The sequence below is a fragment of the Agrobacterium sp. SORGH_AS_0440 genome, from assembly GCF_031453135.1.
GTDB lineage: Bacteria > Pseudomonadota > Alphaproteobacteria > Rhizobiales > Rhizobiaceae > Agrobacterium > Agrobacterium pusense.
On the sequence record NZ_JAVIYR010000001.1, the window covers coordinates 327891 to 346670 of the forward strand.

The following is an 18780-nucleotide window of genomic DNA, read 5'->3' on the forward strand; positions in this document are numbered from 1 at the left end:
GGCATGTGTAGATGTAGATTATCTCCACCTGCTTGTTGGGCCTCTCTTGGATCAGATCCTCGCCATTCGAACATTTGTCCGCGTCGCCGAAGCCGGGTCCTTCGCCAAGGCGGCGGATATGCTGAACCTTCCTCGGTCCTCAGTCAGCAAGCTGGTGCAGGATCTCGAGGCACATCTCGGAACAAAGCTCGTGGAGCGCACCACACGGTCGGTCACGATGACCACGGAGGGCGTCGCCTATCACGAACGCGCGCTGAAGCTCCTCGCCGATCTCGATGACATGGACGGCACTATTGCCGGCTCCCGCAGCACACCCAAAGGAAAGCTGCGCGTCGACATCGGATCTGTGCTGGCAAACCAGATCCTCATCCCGGCACTTTCGGATTTTCAGCGCCATTATCCGGAAATCGATCTCATGCTCGGTGTCAGCGATCGCCCCGCCGATCTCGTCAGTGAGGGTATCGATTGCGTCATTCGCGGCGGGGCGCTGGGTGACTCATCAATGAAGGCGCGGAAGCTGTGCGAGCTGGACTACGTCATTTGCGCATCGCCCACCTATCTGGCTGGTCTGCAGTTGCCGGAGCGACCTGACGATATCGAGAAGCATCGGATCGTCTCCTACTTCTCCGCGTCATCTGGAAAGAGATTTCCATTGCGTTTTCAGCGCGGCGAAGAGCGAAGCGAGTATCTCCCGGCCTCTGGCGGCGTTTCCGTCAACGAGAGTACCGCGCATCTGAACGCGCTGCTGTCGGGACTGGGAATTGGCCAAAGCTTCGGATTTCTCGCGCGGCCCCATTTCAAGAGCGGGGCGCTGGTTGAACTTCTGCCCGACTGGAAGCCGGACAATCATCCCCTTCATCTCGTCTATCCCGCTGATCGTTTCCCAAATCCGCGGCTACGCGCCTTCACGGAATGGGCAGCGAAGGTGTTCGAAGCGGTCGACGCACGGCGCGATGTGACGGCGACTATCCATCCAGATGGATAATGTCTCCATCCTGAGCGGCTTCTCTCCACCGGGCTGACGAACTAACTTCTCCTCATCGGACGGTGACGAGGCCAATGGCCAGCGCCACATCCCGAGCAAATTCAGAACTTCAACAGGCCGTGCATTCGGGCTGAACCATTTCGCGCGCCCAAGCATCAGGAGAGTTAACATGGCCAACAGGCTTCAAAACAAGATCGCCGTCATCACCGGAGCAACCAGCGGCATCGGTCTTTCGACGGCCAAGTTGTTCGCTGCCGAAGGCGCACGCGTCTATATCACAGGCCGCCGCAAGGCCGCTCTGGACGAGGCGGTGGCAGAAATAGGACAGGGCGCGGTCGGCGTACAGGCGGACTCCTCGAGCAACGCTGACCTCGACAAGCTGTTCGCCCAGGTGAAGGCGGAACAGGGCCGCCTTGACGCCCTCATCGTCAATGCAGGTGGCGGCACCATGCTGCCGCTCGGCCAGATCACCGAGGAGCAGATTGACGACACCCTTGGCCGCAACGTGAAAGCTGTGATCCTGACCGTGCAGGCGGCACTTCCGCTGATGGGCAAGGGCTCGTCCATCGTGCTGACGGGTTCGACTGCCGGCACCGAAGGCACGGCTGCCTTTTCCGTCTATTCCGCTTCCAAGGCCGCGGTGCGCAACCTGGCTCGTTCCTGGGCTCTCGACCTCAAGGGCACGGGCATCCGCGTCAACGTCATCTCGCCCGGCGCCACGCGCACACCAGGCCTCGTCGAACTTGCAGGCGACGACAAGGAACAGCAGCAGGGCCTGCTCGACTATCTCGCCTCTCGCATCCCTCTCGGTCGCGTCGGCGAAGCCGAGGAAATCGCCAAGGCGACGCTGTTCCTCGCCTCCGATGATGCGAGCTTCGTCAACGGCGCCGAGCTCTTCGCGGACGGCGGCCAGGCACAGGTTTAACGCTGAACCGCAGTGGCGGGTGGCCTCCGTTTCGAAGTAAGAAATCAAGATGCGTGCTGCCGTCAATCGCCTGCACAGAGAGCCTCAGGACGTTCTTCAGGCCGTCGAGCTGGCTTCTCGAATGACCAAATGCCGCGCTAAAATGCGCGGCGTTGCTCATGTTTGACGGCGTCCATGAAGCTCAAACCGTCGGGACACGCCGATCCCCTCCAGAAACGCCTCGTCGTGGCTGACGACCAGAATTGCGCCGTCATACGCTTTCAGGCCGGCCTCCACGATCGCGACGGAATCAAGATCGAGGTGATTGGTCGGTTCATCGAGTATGAGAAGCTGCGGCGGCTTCTGGTTGCCAAGGACGCAGGCAAGGCCGGCGCGCAGCATCTGGCCGCCAGACAGATGCCGCACATCCTGCAAACCGGCGTCGCCGCGAAACAGGAAGCGGGCAAGAGCGGCCCGGCAGGCGTTATCACTGGACCGCGGGTTGAGACGCATGAAATTGTCCCGGATGGATAGCCCGGGTCGCAGCAAGCTGACCTTCTGGTCCAGCAACGCGCAAGCAACCTCAACTCGGACCGAACCAGAAAATGGCGCGAGAGACCCGGTGATGACGGAAAGCAGCGTCGTCTTTCCCGAACCGTTCGGCCCCGCCACCGCAATCCGTTCCGGACCTGTAATCGCAAGCGACAGATCGGACAGGACAGGCGCATTGCGTTCGTAACCCGCAGTTACGTCTTCCAGCCGCAGAACCGTCTTTGACGCCACCAGTTCGGTGGACGGTATGGACAGCATGAATGGTTCAAGCACCTCAATGCGCCCTCGCGCCTCTGCGACGTCTGCCTTGGCCTCCCCCGTCATTCGGCGCGCCGTGGCGGCACTGTCACCGCTTGTCTGCTCCGCCCGCATGGCGCGCCCTCCGGCCGAAATTCTCGGTATTCCTCCTTCCGCCGCCTTCCTTTTGCCTGCACCATCGCGACGAGCCTGCCGCTCGGCCGTCTCCTGCGCCTTGCGCTCGACGGCGCTGAGCCGCTTCTCGGCCTCGGCCAGTTCATGCCTGGCATTGTCAAGCTCCAGTGCCTTGCGATCGCTGTAGTGGTTCCAGTTTCCGCCATAACGGCTGATACCGAGCGATGTCAGTTCAGCAATGCTGTCGACCGTTTCGAGCAATTCACGATCATGGCTGACAATGATTGCGCCGTGACGCCAGCCGCTCACAAGTTCGATCACTGCAGTCCGACCGTCACGATCGAGGTTGTTCGTGGGTTCGTCGAGGATCAGGAACTCCGGTGCATGATAGATTTGAGCGGCAAGCGCTGCACGGGTGCGCTGCCCGCCGGAGAGTCGGGCGAGCAGTGTCGTCGCGGGCATGGACAGGCCGAAGCGCGCGAGTGCCGCCTCGATATTCGTCTCAAGCATCCAATCAATATCGGCCAGTTCCTCCAACGTCGCGCCACCCGCCTGCGCCCGTTCAAGTACAGCGAGCGCATCACGCGCGCCAAAGAGATCGGCAATCGTCTCATCTTCGGCCACCTGGACGCTTTGACGCAGGATGTGGATACCCGATGGGGCAGAGACAGAACCCGAAGATGGTGTCAATTCGCCGGCGATCAGCTTCAAGAGCGTCGTCTTGCCGACGCCGTTACGACCGACCAGCCCGACACGCTCCGGGCCGAATACAATATTCAGATTGGTGAAAAGCGAACGACCGTCAGGCGTGAACCAGGACAGATTGGAGAGTGTGATAAAGTGGGTCATGGACAAGGTTTTCCCGCATGGCAAGGCAAAGTGGCGTTGCTATCGGGTTGAAATCCATTGTCGACCATCCTGTTGTTGCTGCGGACCGATGGAATGTAGCGTTTGAAAATGGGACATTCAAGGCCGCTTCAATAACGGCCTGCGCTCTTTTCAAGCATCGGCGGCTGACGGTCTTGTGTTCGCTCCACATCCGGCGTCAGAGGGCAATGATTTCGCCGACATGGTCATTCACGGGCACAGTTCAAACTTCTCCGGGGCCGCGAACCATGCGAGCAGACTTTTCAGTCAGGGGCATCAAAAAGCGAAAGATAGCGCTCGCCACTATCCGGAAACACGACCGCAATCGTCTTGCCGTTGTTTTCCGCGCGGCGGGAAAGCTCGATCGCGGCAAAGATGGCTGCACCGGATGAGGTTCCCACAAGGAAGCCCTCCTCTCTGGCCACCGCAAGCGCTGCCCCGCCGCGCCTCTTCGGTGGTAACGGCAATGACTTCATCCACGACGCTCTTGTCGTAGGTCTCCGGCAAGGTCCCTTCCTCCACCTCGGTCACCTTGTGGACGCCTTCGATCGTGGAAGCGCCGGGGTTTTCGGGGGATGGAACGGACTGCGGTGTCGGCTCGGCAACAACGATCCTTATCTCCGGTTTTTGCGCCTTCAGGAAACGTCCGGCACCGGACACGGTGCCGCCCGTACCAACGGTGGCGACCAGGATATCGATGTCACCTTCGGTATCGCGCCAGATTTCCGGCCCGGTCGTCTCGAAATGAACCTGCGGGTTGGCATCATTGGAACGCTGGCCGGTATAAAATGCATCCGGATTTTCAGCCTTGATCCTGTCGATGATGCGATGGATGGCATCGGGCTGGAAGAGCTCCTCATTTTCGATCAGCTCGATCTCGGAGCCGAACTGCCTGAGGATGTTGATCTTGTCTTCGCTGATGGTATTGCGAAGGTAAAAATTTCGTGCGATAGCCGCGTGCGGAGGCAACCGCCGCAATTCCGATGCCTGTATTGCCACTGGTCAAATCGAAAAGAAGATCGCCCGGCTTCAATCGGCCGCTCTTCTCAGCCTCACTTATGATGCCCCAAGCGGTGCGGTCTTTGACACTGCCTGCGGGATTGAGGTACTCGATCTTGGCGAGAATGCGCGATTGGAGATTGTATTTCGTCCTAATTCTGGTGAGTTCCACCAGCGGCGTATTGCCGACGAGTTCTGTAAAATCCCGATAAATCCTGCCCAATTTCACTATCCTGTTTGCACTGCGTGGATACCGAACAACAGGCTCCAATGCGTATCGCCCGTCGGACCGCATGTTTTGATCATGCTTCGGATTTTTCCTTCTGCGTTTGCGGTGCTATCCCCACGCCTCCATTTGGCGCCGGTGAGGCGCCGTTCACGGCGAAATCTCCAACGATACGGTCGTGATAGATACGAGGATTGTGTGAGGTTATCGTGCGGGCGTTTCGCCAGTGACGATCAAGACCATGGCTGCGTTTTGCGGCCGAGGCGCCAAGCGCATCGAAGAGGACAGTGGACGCATCCAGGATAAGGTTACTGACGACAGTAACCGACTGGCTGACTTCCAGCTCCGCGTCACGGTTCGCAGATGCAATATGCTCCTCGTCTCGAGAGAGATTGGCATCATAGGCAGCCTGCAGGGCTTCTGCGGCCTTTAACACGATGGCGCCGGCGCTATAGGCCGCACCCCTGATCCGCCCCACGACCTGAAGCACCTGAGGGTCTTCAGAAAAACGCGCGGCGTTACTGCGTTGATAGACGCGTTTGCGCTCCGCAACATGGCGGGCGATTTCCAATGCGGCCGCGCGGCCGATCCCGGCAAGCGAGGCCAGATGGACGAGTTGGAAAAAGCCGCCTGAATAGCTGAAACGAAGCGCGCTCGGCTTGATGAGGTCCTCGGAAATCGCCACGTCGGTAAATCGCGCCGTGCCGCTGGCCGTCAGCGCCTGTCCGAAACCATCCCAGTCGTTGACGATTTCGACGCCTTCAGCCTTTGTGGGAACAAGCGCGCCAACCGGTATGCCGTCCCCATCCACGGCTCCAAGCGTGATCCAGTCGGCATAGAGCGAGCCGGTCGTATAATATTTCTCGCCATTCAGCCGCCAGCCGCCGCCATCCCGGGTGAGCTGGGTGGAATAGGTTCCAAGTTTGGCATCCCCGATTTCCGAAAAGCCGCTGCCAATGGTTTCGCCACGTCCGATCCGCTCCAGCCACGCATCCCGCCATGGCGAAGGTGGTGCATTCAGCAGATCCTCCGTAAAGCCGAGATGGCTGCGGTAAGCATTGGTGAGGTTGGGATCCGCCTGCGCGAGTTCAATGATCAAGCCAAAAAGCTCGGGAAGCGTCAGGCCCAGACCACCAAACTTCTCCGGCAGGCGCAATCTGGAAAAGCCAGCCTTTTTCAAAGCTTCGTAGTCATCGAAACGAAGCTCGCGTTCCAGATCGTGTCGTATCGAATCTTCGCCGATTTCGGAAAAAATTACCCGAAACCTCTCGGCGATCGCGTCAAAACGTTTGCTGGGCGCAGAACCCCAGGCATGGCTGGCATTGGTCATTGCAAATTCCTGTCTGTGGAGCAGTCTGGCGAACACCCGGCCGGGTCTAGGCGGCTGCCGCTTCGGCACCCTGTTCGAAGTCGTGTAAATGGAGCGCGATTTCGAACCCTCTGCGTTTCAGCCAGTGGGCCACGACCCTGGCGCGGGCGCCGAGCAGGTCATCCACCAGAATGACCCGGGCACCGCGCACCGCGATCGTTCGATAGGCGACACCGAGAAGCTGCCCGCCTTCCGACGAAATTGAGCCCTGCAGATGGGAAGTCTCGAACTCTTCCGGTGTGCGCACGTCCAGGAAATAGGTCGTTCGTGATGGGTCCTTCAACCATGTCTCGGCAGTCGGACGGTCGATGAAGAGCAGATCGTCATCCCTGGAAAAGGCCTTCAACCGCGCCTCTGCAATCTCTTTCGCGTTGGCGCTCACATGCGAATATGTCCGGGAGGGGCCTGTTTCCAGCTCAAATCCATCATCCGTCCAGCCGCGCGTCCCATCATGCAGGTAACTGACATCGTTTTCGACACCGGCGTCGATCAATGTCTGCGCGCCGAGAATTGCGCGGGGCAGGCCCGCGCAGGAGACGACGACCCTTGTTTTGGGCGAGGGAACGAGATCGGAAAAGCGCAGCAGGAGTTCCGCACCCGGCACACCGATCGCACCGGGCACATGTGCCTTTTCATATTCCGGCAATGTGCGCGTATCGAGGATGACAACATCCTCTCCGGCGTCCCGCCACGCCTTGAGCTCACGCGCAAAAACCACAGGCGTGTTTTTCTCGCTTCTCACCTTCTGAACGAAAGGAACGCCGGGAATATCGAATGTCGGCAACGCCTCGACGCCACCTTCGATCCATGCCGGGATTCCGCCACGCAGAAAATGAATGTCGGTCCAACCCTTGGCGGCAAGCCGTTCGGCCGCCTGCTCCGCGCTGCCTTTTCCATCATCCACCAGCACGGTGCGCACGACGGGGCGAGGAATGAAGCGATCAATTTCCGCCTCAAGCCTGTCAACCGGAAGGTTCGTGGCAAATAGCGGTGAAGCATACCCCACTTCCTCGGCGGTACGGATATCCAGAACCGCAAGTTCCCTGCCATCCCGCAGCCATTCGATGAGACGATCTTTTGTTACAGCAAATACGGACATTGCGTTTTCTCCTGACAAATCCGGAATTTTCATGCGGGGTTTCAAGCGGTCGGATCGAGCCACAGATCGCCGAAACTCCAGTTCAGCCCCTGCGCGCCGGTGACATAGTTCCTGACCCGCTTGTGCGCCACGATCTGGCTTCCCGCCGCCACGAGATCGACGGAGGCAACGTCGTCATGGATGAGATGCTGGAACTTGCTCCAGGTTACCCAGCGTTTCTTCGGATCCGGTTCGATGGCGGCCGCTTCAAGAAGCGCATCTGCCTCTGGATTGGCGTAGTTTGCTGCATTGGAAAAGGGCAGCCCGATCTTGAAATTCTTGCTCCAGTAGGCGCGCTGGATGCCGAGCGACGGGTCGAAGGTATTGGAGAGGGATTCCACCACAAGATCAAAGGCACGGTCGGTGTAGACAGTTTTCAGATAGGTTGGCAGGTCGTATTTGCGGATTTCAACGGCAATGCCGATCTTTTCAAGCTGGCTGCGAAGAACATCGGCATAGCCAGGTGTCAGATAGGAATTATACGTCAATCGTACCGGAAAACGCTTGCCGTCCTCCTTGCGCGGATATCCCGCCGCGTCGAGTAACTTTTCCGCTTCTTTCGGGTCTAAGGCATATGGCTTGACCGAAGCATCATACCAGTTGGGAAGGGCCGTGCTGACGGGGCTGGGTGATATCTGCGCATAACCGAAGAGCGCCACATTGACGATCTCGTCGAGGTTGATTGCCTTCGCAATGGCCAGGCGAACATCTTTCTTGCGGAAGATTTCGTTATCGTAATTGAAGAACAACTGCTGCTGCGGACCCGCATAGGCATAGGTGTTCGTATCCAGAACGAGATCGGGGTTCTGCTTCAGCCGTTCGAGATCCGCCAGCGGCACGGGGTTGTCGCCAAGATCGACTTCGCCCGTCTCCAGCGCCACTGCCCGCGCAGCCGGGTCGGTGATGATGCGCAGGATGATGCGATCAAGATAGGGTTTGCCGGCATCCCAATAATCGGGATTTCGATCGAAGATCAGATGGCTCCCCGGCGTCCATTCGGTCAGTTTGAAGGGGCCGGTGCCAATAGCAGTCTGCAGCGTCTGGCCATCGGCGGGCTTCAGCTTTTCGAAAATATGCTTCGGCACGATCGGCGATTCCGAACTCGATTGCGCAGCAATGAGAAACGGTGCGGGTTTGGACAGAACGATAATGGCAGTGAGGGGATCCGGCGTCTCCACCGCCTGAACGTTCTGGTAGGTTATGCGGCCGCGTGGATGCGCTTCTTTCAGGCGGAAAATCGAAAAGGCAACGTCTTCCGATGTAAAATCTTTGCCGTCATGCCATTTCACATTTGGCCTGAGTTTGAACGTATAACGCAGGTGGTCATCGGAAACGGACCATTCCGTTGCCAGCAAGGGCTGCGGCTTGAGGTCGAAATCGAATGTGAGGAGGCCTTCAACAATCTTTGGGCCGATCGCCTGCCCCGTGCCTGACGATGTGTTGATGGCGAAAAGCGCGTTGCCGGGATCGACACGATAAAGCAGCCTGAGCGTGCCGCCGGAGACGGGCCGGCTCGCATCGCCACCCGCTGCGAAGACCGAACCAGGCAGGGCCGTTCCTGCCGTTGCCAAAAGAAGCATTTTATTGAACTGCCGGCGTCCGATCGTCATGAAAATCCCCGTTGGAAAACGTCGTTTCGATGACGAAAGCATCGGGGCAATGCAGCGCATTCCTAAGGATAAAATTCTTCCTCCTTGTCGAAGAAATCATTCCTTGCGGAATTTTATTTCAATACTTACGCAAGCAGGCACCAAAACTCGCGCTGAATTGCCCCATCCATCGGGATCTTCGTTGCGCATCCGGAGCAGATGGTGGAATGCGAAGAAATCTCGCCGGCGTTTGTTTCAGCATTCCCGTGGAAATGTTGTTTCATCTCAAAATCGCGATTGAGAAGGACATTGCTCGGCAGATGCCTCGGCCGGCCATATCAAATCACAGGAATTTGCCACCTTTCTGATCCGCACAATTGAGCCCGCCCCCCACAATTATGGAGTTTCATCCGATGACCCCGCCCAGTCCGATTACCAAACTGGAAATCCCACAGCAGCGCGTCGAGGCCCGTTATGGAACGCAGGCCGATTTTTCTCCGCCTTTCTGGAATGACACCATCGACGCCTTGCTGAACCATCGCACCGCCCGCGCCTATCTGCCCAAGGCTCTGCCGGAGGGCAGCCTGGAGCTTCTGGTCGCCGCCGCGCAATCAGCGCCCACATCATCCAATCTTCAGGCGTGGAGTGTGGTTGCGGTGCAGGACAAGGAGCGCAAGGCACGACTGGCGGGTTTCACCGGCGGCAACGCCCATATAAAGGATGCCCCCCTTTTCCTCATCTGGCTTATCGACCTGAAGCGGCTGCGCACGGTCGCTTCAAGCCAGGGGAATGAGGGCGAAGGACTGGATTACCTGGAAAGCTTCCTGATCGGCGCCATCGACGCTGCATTGGCAGCGCAGAACGCTGTAGCCGCGATTGATTCAGTCGGCCTGGGCTCCTGCTACGTCGGCGGCATCCGCAACAGGCCGGAGGACGTGGCCCGCGAACTCAACCTACCTGCCGAGACGGTTGCGGTCTTCGGCCTGACGGTCGGCTATCCTGACCCGGCGGTAAAAACAGATGTCAAACCGCGCTTGTCACAATCATCCGTTCTGTTTCATGAAACCTATTCGGAACCCGCCCACGATGACCTCAATTCTTATGATGAGGTATTAAAGGTGTTTCAGGAAAAACAGGGCCTGCCCCAAAATGGCTGGACAGGGCCCATTGCCCAGCGTGTGGAGAACGCCGCCGCGCTGAAGGGCCGTGCGGAACTGAGCCGGACGTTGCGTCGCCTCGGTTTCGCTATCAAATAAATTCCATTGCGGCTGACGGTATCAAACGAAGGCGCGCCCTTGCCCCGGCAATACGAGGCGCGGGCCGGGGCGGCGCAATCTCTCCCGAAATCACCGGTTTCGGGAACTTATTTTCTATAAAATTAGTAGATATAGAATGACCGGTCTTCCTTTGCCCCGCTCGAAGGCCTTACGATCCGTTCAGAATGCTCCTGAACGCATCCTGCCACCGTCCTCAACCGCCGCCGAAACCGCCGAACCAATCACCACACCAATATCTCCGTAAATCCGGAGCGTTAAGAGACAGGACGAGAAACGACAGATGCCACGTTATGTTATCATTGGCGCCGGCGCGGTGGGCGCGAGCCTTGCAGCACAGTTTGCACTTTCCGGCATTGATTATGCACTTTTCGGGCGGGGAGCCCAGATAAGCCATATCAGGCAGCATGGCCTCACCTTTCAACGACCCGCACAGACGCGGCAGATCGATCTGAAGGTCTTCGACCTGACGGATCTTCCGGAATTGAGACGGGATGATATCCTCCTGCTCACGGTGAAGGCTCAGGATGCCATAAGCGCACTCGCCTTCTGGTCCTGGCAGAACGTCTCCAACACGACGGCACCGGCGGCTGCACAGCTGCCTATAGTGACTTTTCAGAATGGACTGGCGACTGAAGCCAATGCCCTGAGAACATTCTCCAGGGTGTATGGGGCAAGCATTCTGACACCGGCGCGGTTCACAGAAACCGGGAAGGTGGTGGTTGGCGGCGAGCCGCAACTGGGCATCGTGACGGTCGGGCGTTTTCCGCTCGGACAGGATGACGTGACGACGCAGGTCACGGCAGACCTCAACAGGGCGGGATATCTTGCCGAGGCAAGCGACGATATCCGCCGCTGGAAAGCAGCAAAGCTCCTTCACAACGTTCGCAACGTCCTCGAACTCTTCGACGGCCCGGCCGATCTGAACGACAAGATCAGCGCGGCGCTGGTGGATGAAGCCCGCCATGTGCTCGACGCGGCAGGTTACACCCTCGCCTCGCCCTCCGAGCGAACCTTAGACATCTCGAACTGGCGAGTAGCACCGAACAGCGGCATTCACCCGGGCCAGCAATCGACGTGGCAGAGTTTCAGGCGCGGAGCCTCAAGTGAGGTGGATTTCCTCAACGGAGAGATCGTATTGCTCGGCCGGCTTCACAATGTGCCAACGCCCTATAACGACGCTGTTCAGACGCTGGCCGGCAAACTGGCGCAACAGGGCGGGTTTTTAAAGCCGCTGCCGCTCGATGCAATCACGTCGCTCATCGCCGGCCCGGACCGGCCGGCGCCCAATCCCGCCAGCCCTTCGTGACCGGTGGCTCAAGCAGTGCGATTTATCAAACGACAGTGTGAAACGATATAATGAGAGAAGCCATATCAGACCATATACTCACCGCCGCCGGCACGCTCTTCTATCGCGAAGGCATCCGGGCTGTCGGCATCGATCGGATCATCGAGGAAGCGAATGTCGCGAAGGCGACGCTCTACCGGCATTTCCCTTCGAAGGATCATCTTGTTGCAGCCTATCTGGAAGCGCGTCATGAGCGGGTGATCCACGCGCTTCAGAACGTGGTGGATGCGGACATGGCTCCGAAGGAGCAGATCCGGCTGATTTTCGAGCAACTCCACGAAAAGGCCGACAGCCCGGATTTTCGCGGCTGCGCCTTCGCTCTCGCGGTTGCCGAACATGGCGAATCCGAGCGGGTCGTGTTCGTTGCGCGTACCCATAAGGCGAAGGTCAGGGACCTGTTCGCCGCTATCCTGGCGAGGGCCGGCAGCACAGTGGAGATCGCCGCCGCCCATCTCTCACTTCTCTACGAAGGGGCGCTGGCGACCGTCGCGGTTGGACGCGACCCCAAGGCGGTGCTGATCGCGCGTGACTGCGCTCTCTCCGTTTTCGCCACGGCCGCCGCCTCCACCGATCAACCGAACTGAAAGCAGCAGACAATGACAAAGACGATCGATTATTTCTTCAGCATCGGCTCACCCTGGGCCTTCATTGGTGTTGAACCCTTTGCCGCCCTGGCGAAACAGCAGGGCGCCACTATCCGCCCTCACCTTATTCCGCTGATCGAGGAAAACGGTGGCATTTACTCAAAAAATCGCCCGGAGGCCAGACGCGCCTACTGGATCACGGATCTGAAGCGGTGGGCGGCATTGCGCGGAAAAGTGCTCAATTTCGACAATCGCGCTGCGCTCTCGGATCCGTCCCCGGCAGGCCTGATGGTTGCGGCGGCAATCGAGAAGGGTGAAGACTGGCTGAAGCTTGCAGTTGCACTGCAGGAGGCTTTCTGGGTCCGCCGTGAAGACATCGGCAAGGCCGACATCCGCCAGACCATCGCGAGGGTCTGCAGGCTTCGATGCTGCAGCCCTCGATGAACATGGCAAAAGCGACGCGGTTGCTGTCTTGCAGAAGGCGAGCTTCGAAGCTGCCAGGGCCGCCGGTGTGTTCGGGGTTCCGACCTATCGCTATCAGGATGAACTCTACTGGGGGCAGGACAGCCTTCCGTTCCTCGAGCGTCATCTCAGGGGCGAAAAACTGGCCGCCTGATGTTCACCGCCAGATGGCGGAGACGGTCTGGCGTCGCCAGCCGCGCGCCTCGCCCTCAAGGTTTGTAAGTCTGTCGCAGCGTTTTGCGACCCGCCTACACGGAATGTTTTATGCCTGACCTGTCTCCTTCTCTCATCCGATCCCTGCGAGACCTCCTCGGGGAGCGTCTTTCAACGTCGCCGACACTGCGCGAGCAGCACGGGCGCGGCGAGGCGCATCACGCAGCCGCCTTTCCCGACGCGGTCGCTTTCGCGGAAACCACCTCCGAAGTGTCCGAGGTCGTGCGGCTATGTGCGGCGGAAAGGGTGCCCGTCATCGCTTTTGGCGCCGGCACTTCGCTGGAAGGGCATCTGACAGCCGTCAATGGCGGGGTCTCGATCGACCTTTCACGCATGTCGAAAATCACCCGTATCAGCAGTGAAGATCTGGATTGTACGGTCGAGGCCGGGGTAACGCGGGAGCAGTTGAACACATATCTGCGAGACATGGGACTGTTCTTTCCCATCGATCCCGGCGCAAACGCTTCGATTGGCGGCATGGCTGCAACCCGCGCTTCCGGCACCAACGCCGTCCGCTACGGAACAATGCGTGAAAACGTACTGGGCCTGACCGTGGTGCTGCCGACCGGCCAGGTTATCAAAACCGGCGGTCGCGCCAGAAAGTCTTCTGCCGGATACGACCTGACGCGGCTTTTCGTGGGTTCGGAAGGAACGCTGGGGATCATCACCGAAATAACCCTTCGCCTCTATGGAATACCCGAAACCATCTCGGCGGCGCTCTGCTCTTTCGAGAGCGTCGAACAGGCAGTCGCGGCGGCCATTCAGGTCGTTCAACTCGGCATCCCCGTCGCCCGCATGGAGCTCATGGACCGTGGCCTGATCACGGCCGTCAATGCCTATTCCGGGCTGGAGCTGAAGATCCAGGACGCCTTGGCTTTCGAGTTTCACGGCTCGCCCGCCGGCGTTCAGGAGCAGGTCGATATGGTGTCCGCCATTGTGGAAGACCATGGCGGCAAGGATTTCGAGTGGGCCAACGCCCCTGAAGAACGCAATCGCCTCTGGAAAGCGCGCCACAACGCGTTTTATGCTGTCGTATCGCAAAGGCCAAACGCCAAAGGCTGGTCTTCGGATGTCTGTGTTCCGGTCTCGCAGCTCAGCAACTGCATATTGAAGACCCGCGAGCTCCTGCAGGATTGCAGCGTACCGGCTGCCATTCTCGGCCATGTCGGCGATGGCAATTATCATGTCGTCTTCGCGGTCGATCCCGGCAATGCGGAAGAGCTCGGCGAGGTGGCGGCCATCAACAAGAAGATGGTGCAATACGCCCTCTCGGTCGGCGGCACCTCGACCGGCGAACATGGCGTGGGCACCGGCAAGATCGCCTACCTGCGTGAAGAACATGGTGACGCGGTCGATCTTATGGCGCTCATCAAACATGCAGTCGATCCAGCCGGCATCATGAATCCCGGCAAAATCCTGCCGAGATAGAATGTTACTTTGCGATCCGCGACCGCTGGGGCGACACCATGAATTCCTTCAAGACTCACAGTTCTCACTGGGGGGCCTTCTCCGGGCGGCTCACAAATGGGCGACTGGAGATAAAGCCTCACTCCGGCGACCCCCATCCATCCCCGCTACTGGGCAATCTTCCGGCGATCGCCGACAGCCCCGTCCGCATCCGACGGCCCGCTGTCCGGCGGGGGTGGCTTGAGCGCGAAACCGACCATGCACAGCGACGGGGCGCTGACGACTATGTCGAGGTCAGCTGGGCCGAAGCGACGACACTGGTCGCCGACGAACTGAGGCGGGTCTACGACAGTCACGGTCCAAGCGCCGTGTTCGGCGGCTCCTACGGCTGGTCCAGTGCCGGTCGCTTTCATCACGCGCAAAGCCAGATTCACCGCTTCTTGAATGTCCTCGGCGGATATGTCCGGTCGGTCAACACCTATAGTTCCGGTGCGGCCATGGTCATAATCCCCCATGTCCTGGGCCCTTATGACAGCTTCGACCGAAAGAGCGTGACCTGGGATGCCATCGAACGCAGCAGCGAGCTGGTGCTCGCCTTTGGCGGGATGGCGATCAAGAATGCCGATGTCCACGGCGGAGGGATCAGCACGCACACGGTCCGGCAAAAACTTGCCGGCGCGAAGGCTCGCGGTGCGCATTTCACATTCATCAGCCCTCTGGCAGACGATTTCCCCGCTGAGGCGGATGCCGAGTGGCTTCCCATCATCCCGGGCACCGACGTGGCGATGATGCTCGGGCTGGCGCACGTCCTCGTTACGGAAGGGCTGCACGACCGGACGTTTCTGGAGCGTTATACGGTCGGATATGACCGGTTCGAAAACTATCTTCTCGGCAGGGAGGACGGCCAGCACAAAAGCCCGGAATGGGCGGCCGAAATCTGCAACATCGCGCCGGACACAATACGCAAGCTGGCGCGCAGGATGGCCGGTTCGAGAACCCTGATCACCGTCAGTCATTCGCTGCAGCGGGCCGATTACGGAGAGCAGCCGGTGTGGATGGGCATTGTGCTTGCCGCCATGCTCGGCCAGATCGGATCGGACGGCGGCGGATTTTCTTATTCCCTTGGCGCGCTGGGCAATATCGGCAAGAACCTGCTCGCCGTTCCCCTGCCAACGCTGCAGCAATTCAAAAACCCTGTGCCGGACTACATTCCCTGCGCACGCATCTCCGATATGCTGCTCAATCCCGGCGCCGAGTTCCATTACAACGGGCGCACGCTTCTTTATCCTGACATCCGGCTTGTCTATTGGGCGGGCGGAAATCCATTTCACCATCATCAGGATATCAACCGGTTGCGAGCCGCTTTCAGGCGGCCGGAAACGATCATCGTCCACGAGTCCGCTTGGACCTCCACCGCCAGACACGCCGATATCGTGCTGCCCGCCACGACCACGCTTGAGCGTGACGACATCGGCGCCGCCGATCGCGATCCGCTGATGATCGCCATGAAGCGCCTGATCGCCCCCGTCGGCGAAGCACGCGACGATTACGAAATATTCGCCGGCATTGCCCGCGAACTCGGCAGGTTCGAGGCCTTCACCGAAAACCGCAGCAGCGGAGAATGGCTTGCCTTTCTATACGAAACGACCCGTCAGGCACTTGCCGCGTCGGGCCATGAGGCGCCGGACTTTGAAACCTTCTGGAAACGCGGAGAAATGCCCCTTCCAGTCAAGCCGGACGACGGTGGACCGGCGCGCGCTTTCCTTGAGAATCCCGCAACGAAACCGCTGGCGACCCCCTCAGGAAAGATCGAGATTTTTTCCGGGACCGTCGAGGGTTTCGGTTATGATGACTGCAAGGGTCATCCGCGCTGGTATCCACCCAGAATGGAAATTCCAAACGATGCGCACCTCTATCCGCTGCATCTCGTCTGCAATCAACCATATCAACGCCTGCACAGTCAGCTGGACTATGGCGATTTCAGCCGTTCCACCAAGATCATGGACAGGGAGCCCGTCCGTATCCATCCAGCCGACGCCTCGGCCCGTGGAATATCTGACGGCGATGTCGTGAGGCTTTTTAATCAGCGCGGCAGCTGCCTGGCGGGCGCCCTTCTCAGTGAAGACATCATGCCGGGGGTAATGCAGCTCGCTACCGGCGCCTGGTTCGAACCAGAGGATCCAACTGCCGAAAACTCGATATGCATCCACGGAAATCCAAATATTCTGACCCGCGATATCGGCACATCGAAACTGTCGCAGGCATCGACCGGCCAGATCGCGAAGGTGGATATCGAGCGCTTCACCGGGGCTTTGCCGCCCGTGACAATTTTCCAGGCCATGCGATTTGTATCGCGAGACCAGGTCGGCCCAGACGCCGAGCCGTCGTCACTCCACGCCGGAACCCCGCATTCCAAGGGGCCCTGAAACACCAATCCAAACAGCCGCCGAAATGACGATAAAATAATTCACTAAATCCATAGAAAAAGAATAACCAGTCTTTCTCCCTCACGCCTGACTGCTAGGTTAAGGGCAAGACGGACAGCGCAGAAGGGGATCGCGCCATGACTGGAATATGTAGAAGCGGGCGCGCTCCTCTGCCACGCAGGTTCTCGGGAACCGCTCGCTAGCGTCGCGTCGCCCAATCAGGCCACCAATGAACTCAAGCATCTCCTGCTCGGCCGAGAGGCCGGCGCGGCAACGGTTTGACATGCGTTTGAGCAGCCACCGCAGAAGCACGCGCATCCCAGGAGATGCCGAAATTGCAACGAAAAACTTTGGAATTTTCAGGATCATACAATGACAAAGCGTCCTTTCTCATCGTCTCTTTCGCGTCGCCGCCTGCTTCTTACGGCTTCGCTCGCTGTTTCCGCCTCGTTGTTTTTATCGACGGCTGCACCTTTGAGTGCTGTGGCCGCAGACACGCCACATGATGGCGGTGACATCACGTTTCTGATCGATTCCCTGGGCGACACGTGGATCCCCAACAACAGCGCGATCTCCAGTTTCCAGGGCCATATATGGGGTCATGTCACGGATAAGCTGCTGTACGTCGATGCCGAAGGCAAGGTCAGCCCGTGGATTGCCGAGCGCTGGGAGCAGAACGACACCGCGACGGAGTTCACCCTCCACCTCAAAAGCGGCGTGACTTTCTCCGATGGCGAACCGCTGGATGCCAAGGCCGTCGTTGCCAATCTCGACATCTGGTATGCCGGCCGCAAGAACGAGGGCATCAACCCGATCGGCCTCTTCCCCAAGACCTATGATCACGCCGAAGCGGTTGATGCGACGACGGTCAAGGTTTTCTTCAAGAAGCCCACGCTCGGGTTCATTCCGACGCTTGGCTACCACGGCTCCATCCTGATCTCTCCCAAGACCATTGCCCAGCCTGCCGGCCAGCAGGCGGACCTCAGCAAGACCGCCGGCAGCGGACCCTATGTGGTGGAGTCCTGGAAAGAGGGCGACCACGTCACCCTGGTCAAGCGCAAGGACTATAATTGGGGTCCCGCCGCAGTCGGCCACACCGGCCCCGCCTATCTCGATACCATCACCTACAAGCTGGTCTCTGAGCCATCCCTTCGCGTCGCCTCCGTTCAGTCCGGTCAGGCGGATGTCGCGTACAACGCCTCGCCCCAGGAACTGAAATCGCTCAAGGAGGAAGGCTTCACCATCGCGACCCCGCGTTATCTCGGCTTCGTCAACGGCTGGGCCGTCAACACCAAGCTTCAGCCCTATGATGATGTGAAGGTGCGTCAGGCACTTCAGGCAGGTATCAACCGTCAGGAAATCATCGACACAGTCTATACGCAGGACTGGAAGCTCGCGACGTCCTTCATCCAGAGCAACGTCCCGGGAGCCACGGATCACAGCGATCTCCTCGCCTACAACCCGGACAAGTCGGAAAAGCTTCTGGACGAAGCCGGATGGGTCAAGGGTGCGGACGGCGTTCGCGTGAAGGACGGCAAGCCGCTGGAATTGACGATCCATTCCAATCCTTATCTGGCAACCTCGAAATCAGTCGATGAGCTGATTGCCCAGCAGCTCGGCAGGCTTGGATGGAAGGTCAATATCAGGGCTTATGATGTCGTGACCTATGGCGAGAAGGTCAAATTCGGTGGCGCTGCCGTTCCCACATATGAAGTCACGCGCAGCTTCATCGACGCCGGCACGGTCGCCAGCATCCTGACCAATGCCAATAATGGCGAGAACTGGTTTGCGCTGGACGAGCGTGATGCGACGCTCAACGACCTGCGCGACAAGATCGCTGGTGCAGGTTCCGTCGAGGATCGGAAGCCTCTGCTCGATGGCCTGCAAAAATACGTGCTGGAACAGGGTTACTTCATCCCGCGCACGCAAATCGTTCAGCGCATTTACGTGCAATCGCCGAAGCTGAAGGGCGAAGTCTATAACGGCGTCGCTTATGCCAGCTATTACACAGCGTTCATTGCCGAATGACGCCAGCACCCACCGAGTAACGTCAAGGAGGTGACGG

General features: G+C 59.0%; 13 protein-coding genes and 2 pseudogenes. 9 read left to right on the forward strand and 6 right to left on the reverse strand.

All coding sequences use genetic code 11. From position 1 onward, the window contains the following. Window positions 1-46 precede the first annotated feature (46 nt). Entirely contained in the window at window positions 47-985 is a 939-nt protein-coding gene (locus QE453_RS01510) for a LysR family transcriptional regulator (protein ID WP_035207002.1), read from the forward strand. A 169-nt stretch (window positions 986-1154) separates the two neighbouring features. Then, the gene (locus tag QE453_RS01515; RefSeq protein WP_004445340.1) at window positions 1155-1910 is read left to right on the forward strand and encodes an SDR family NAD(P)-dependent oxidoreductase; all 756 of its coding nucleotides are present in this window, start codon (window positions 1155-1157) and stop codon (window positions 1908-1910) included. 156 nt (window positions 1911-2066) lie between these two features. Here QE453_RS01515 and QE453_RS01520 read toward each other — a convergent pair whose 3' ends face one another. The 6 genes and pseudogenes from QE453_RS01520 to QE453_RS01545 form a co-directional block, all read right to left on the reverse strand. Beyond that, entirely contained in the window at window positions 2067-3662 is a 1596-nt protein-coding gene (locus QE453_RS01520; RefSeq protein WP_282455441.1) for an ABC-F family ATP-binding cassette domain-containing protein, read from the reverse strand. 321 nt (window positions 3663-3983) lie between these two features. Beyond that, window positions 3984-4679 (reverse strand): pyridoxal-phosphate dependent enzyme, encoded by a 696-nt coding sequence (locus tag QE453_RS01525; RefSeq protein ID WP_309776231.1) that lies wholly within the window; start codon window positions 4677-4679, stop codon window positions 3984-3986. Between the two features lies 1 nt (window position 4680). Then, window positions 4681-4974: pseudogene (locus QE453_RS01530) on the reverse strand (pyridoxal-phosphate dependent enzyme); the annotation flags it as partial. 7 nt (window positions 4975-4981) lie between these two features. Then, window positions 4982-6235, reverse strand: coding sequence for an acyl-CoA dehydrogenase family protein (locus QE453_RS01535; protein ID WP_309776232.1), 1254 nt, complete (start codon window positions 6233-6235; stop codon window positions 4982-4984). A gap of 46 nt (window positions 6236-6281) precedes the next feature. After that, window positions 6282-7373 (reverse strand): rhodanese-like domain-containing protein, encoded by a 1092-nt coding sequence (locus QE453_RS01540; RefSeq protein ID WP_309776233.1) that lies wholly within the window; start codon window positions 7371-7373, stop codon window positions 6282-6284. 41 nt (window positions 7374-7414) lie between these two features. Continuing rightward, window positions 7415-9022 carry an ABC transporter substrate-binding protein gene (locus QE453_RS01545; protein ID WP_309776234.1) on the reverse strand — a complete coding sequence of 536 codons (1608 nt, stop codon included), beginning with the start codon at window positions 9020-9022 and terminating at the stop codon, window positions 7415-7417. 392 nt (window positions 9023-9414) lie between these two features. On the opposite strand from QE453_RS01545, the gene QE453_RS01550 reads away from it, so the two are divergent. The 7 genes and pseudogenes from QE453_RS01550 (at window position 9415) to QE453_RS01580 (ending at window position 18743) form a co-directional block, all read left to right on the forward strand. Then, window positions 9415-10257 carry an NADPH-dependent oxidoreductase gene (locus QE453_RS01550; RefSeq protein WP_112766273.1) on the forward strand — a complete coding sequence of 281 codons (843 nt, stop codon included), beginning with the start codon at window positions 9415-9417 and terminating at the stop codon, window positions 10255-10257. A 301-nt stretch (window positions 10258-10558) separates the two neighbouring features. After that, window positions 10559-11584: a ketopantoate reductase family protein gene (locus tag QE453_RS01555; protein WP_112766235.1), complete on the forward strand. Its 1026-nt coding sequence runs from the start codon at window positions 10559-10561 to the stop codon at window positions 11582-11584. A 50-nt stretch (window positions 11585-11634) separates the two neighbouring features. Further along, window positions 11635-12207 carry a TetR/AcrR family transcriptional regulator gene (locus tag QE453_RS01560; protein ID WP_022562817.1) on the forward strand — a complete coding sequence of 191 codons (573 nt, stop codon included), beginning with the start codon at window positions 11635-11637 and terminating at the stop codon, window positions 12205-12207. Between the two features lie 12 nt (window positions 12208-12219). Further along, window positions 12220-12823 (forward strand): annotated as a pseudogene (locus QE453_RS01565) (2-hydroxychromene-2-carboxylate isomerase). A gap of 110 nt (window positions 12824-12933) precedes the next feature. After that, window positions 12934-14310, forward strand: a complete 1377-nt coding sequence (locus QE453_RS01570; RefSeq protein WP_112766234.1) for an FAD-binding oxidoreductase — start codon at window positions 12934-12936, stop codon at window positions 14308-14310. A gap of 38 nt (window positions 14311-14348) precedes the next feature. Further along, window positions 14349-16715 (forward strand): molybdopterin guanine dinucleotide-containing S/N-oxide reductase, encoded by a 2367-nt coding sequence (locus tag QE453_RS01575; protein WP_309776235.1) that lies wholly within the window; start codon window positions 14349-14351, stop codon window positions 16713-16715. 372 nt (window positions 16716-17087) lie between these two features. Next, window positions 17088-18743 (forward strand): ABC transporter substrate-binding protein, encoded by a 1656-nt coding sequence (locus QE453_RS01580; protein WP_244455289.1) that lies wholly within the window; start codon window positions 17088-17090, stop codon window positions 18741-18743. Window positions 18744-18780: the final 37 nt, after the last annotated feature.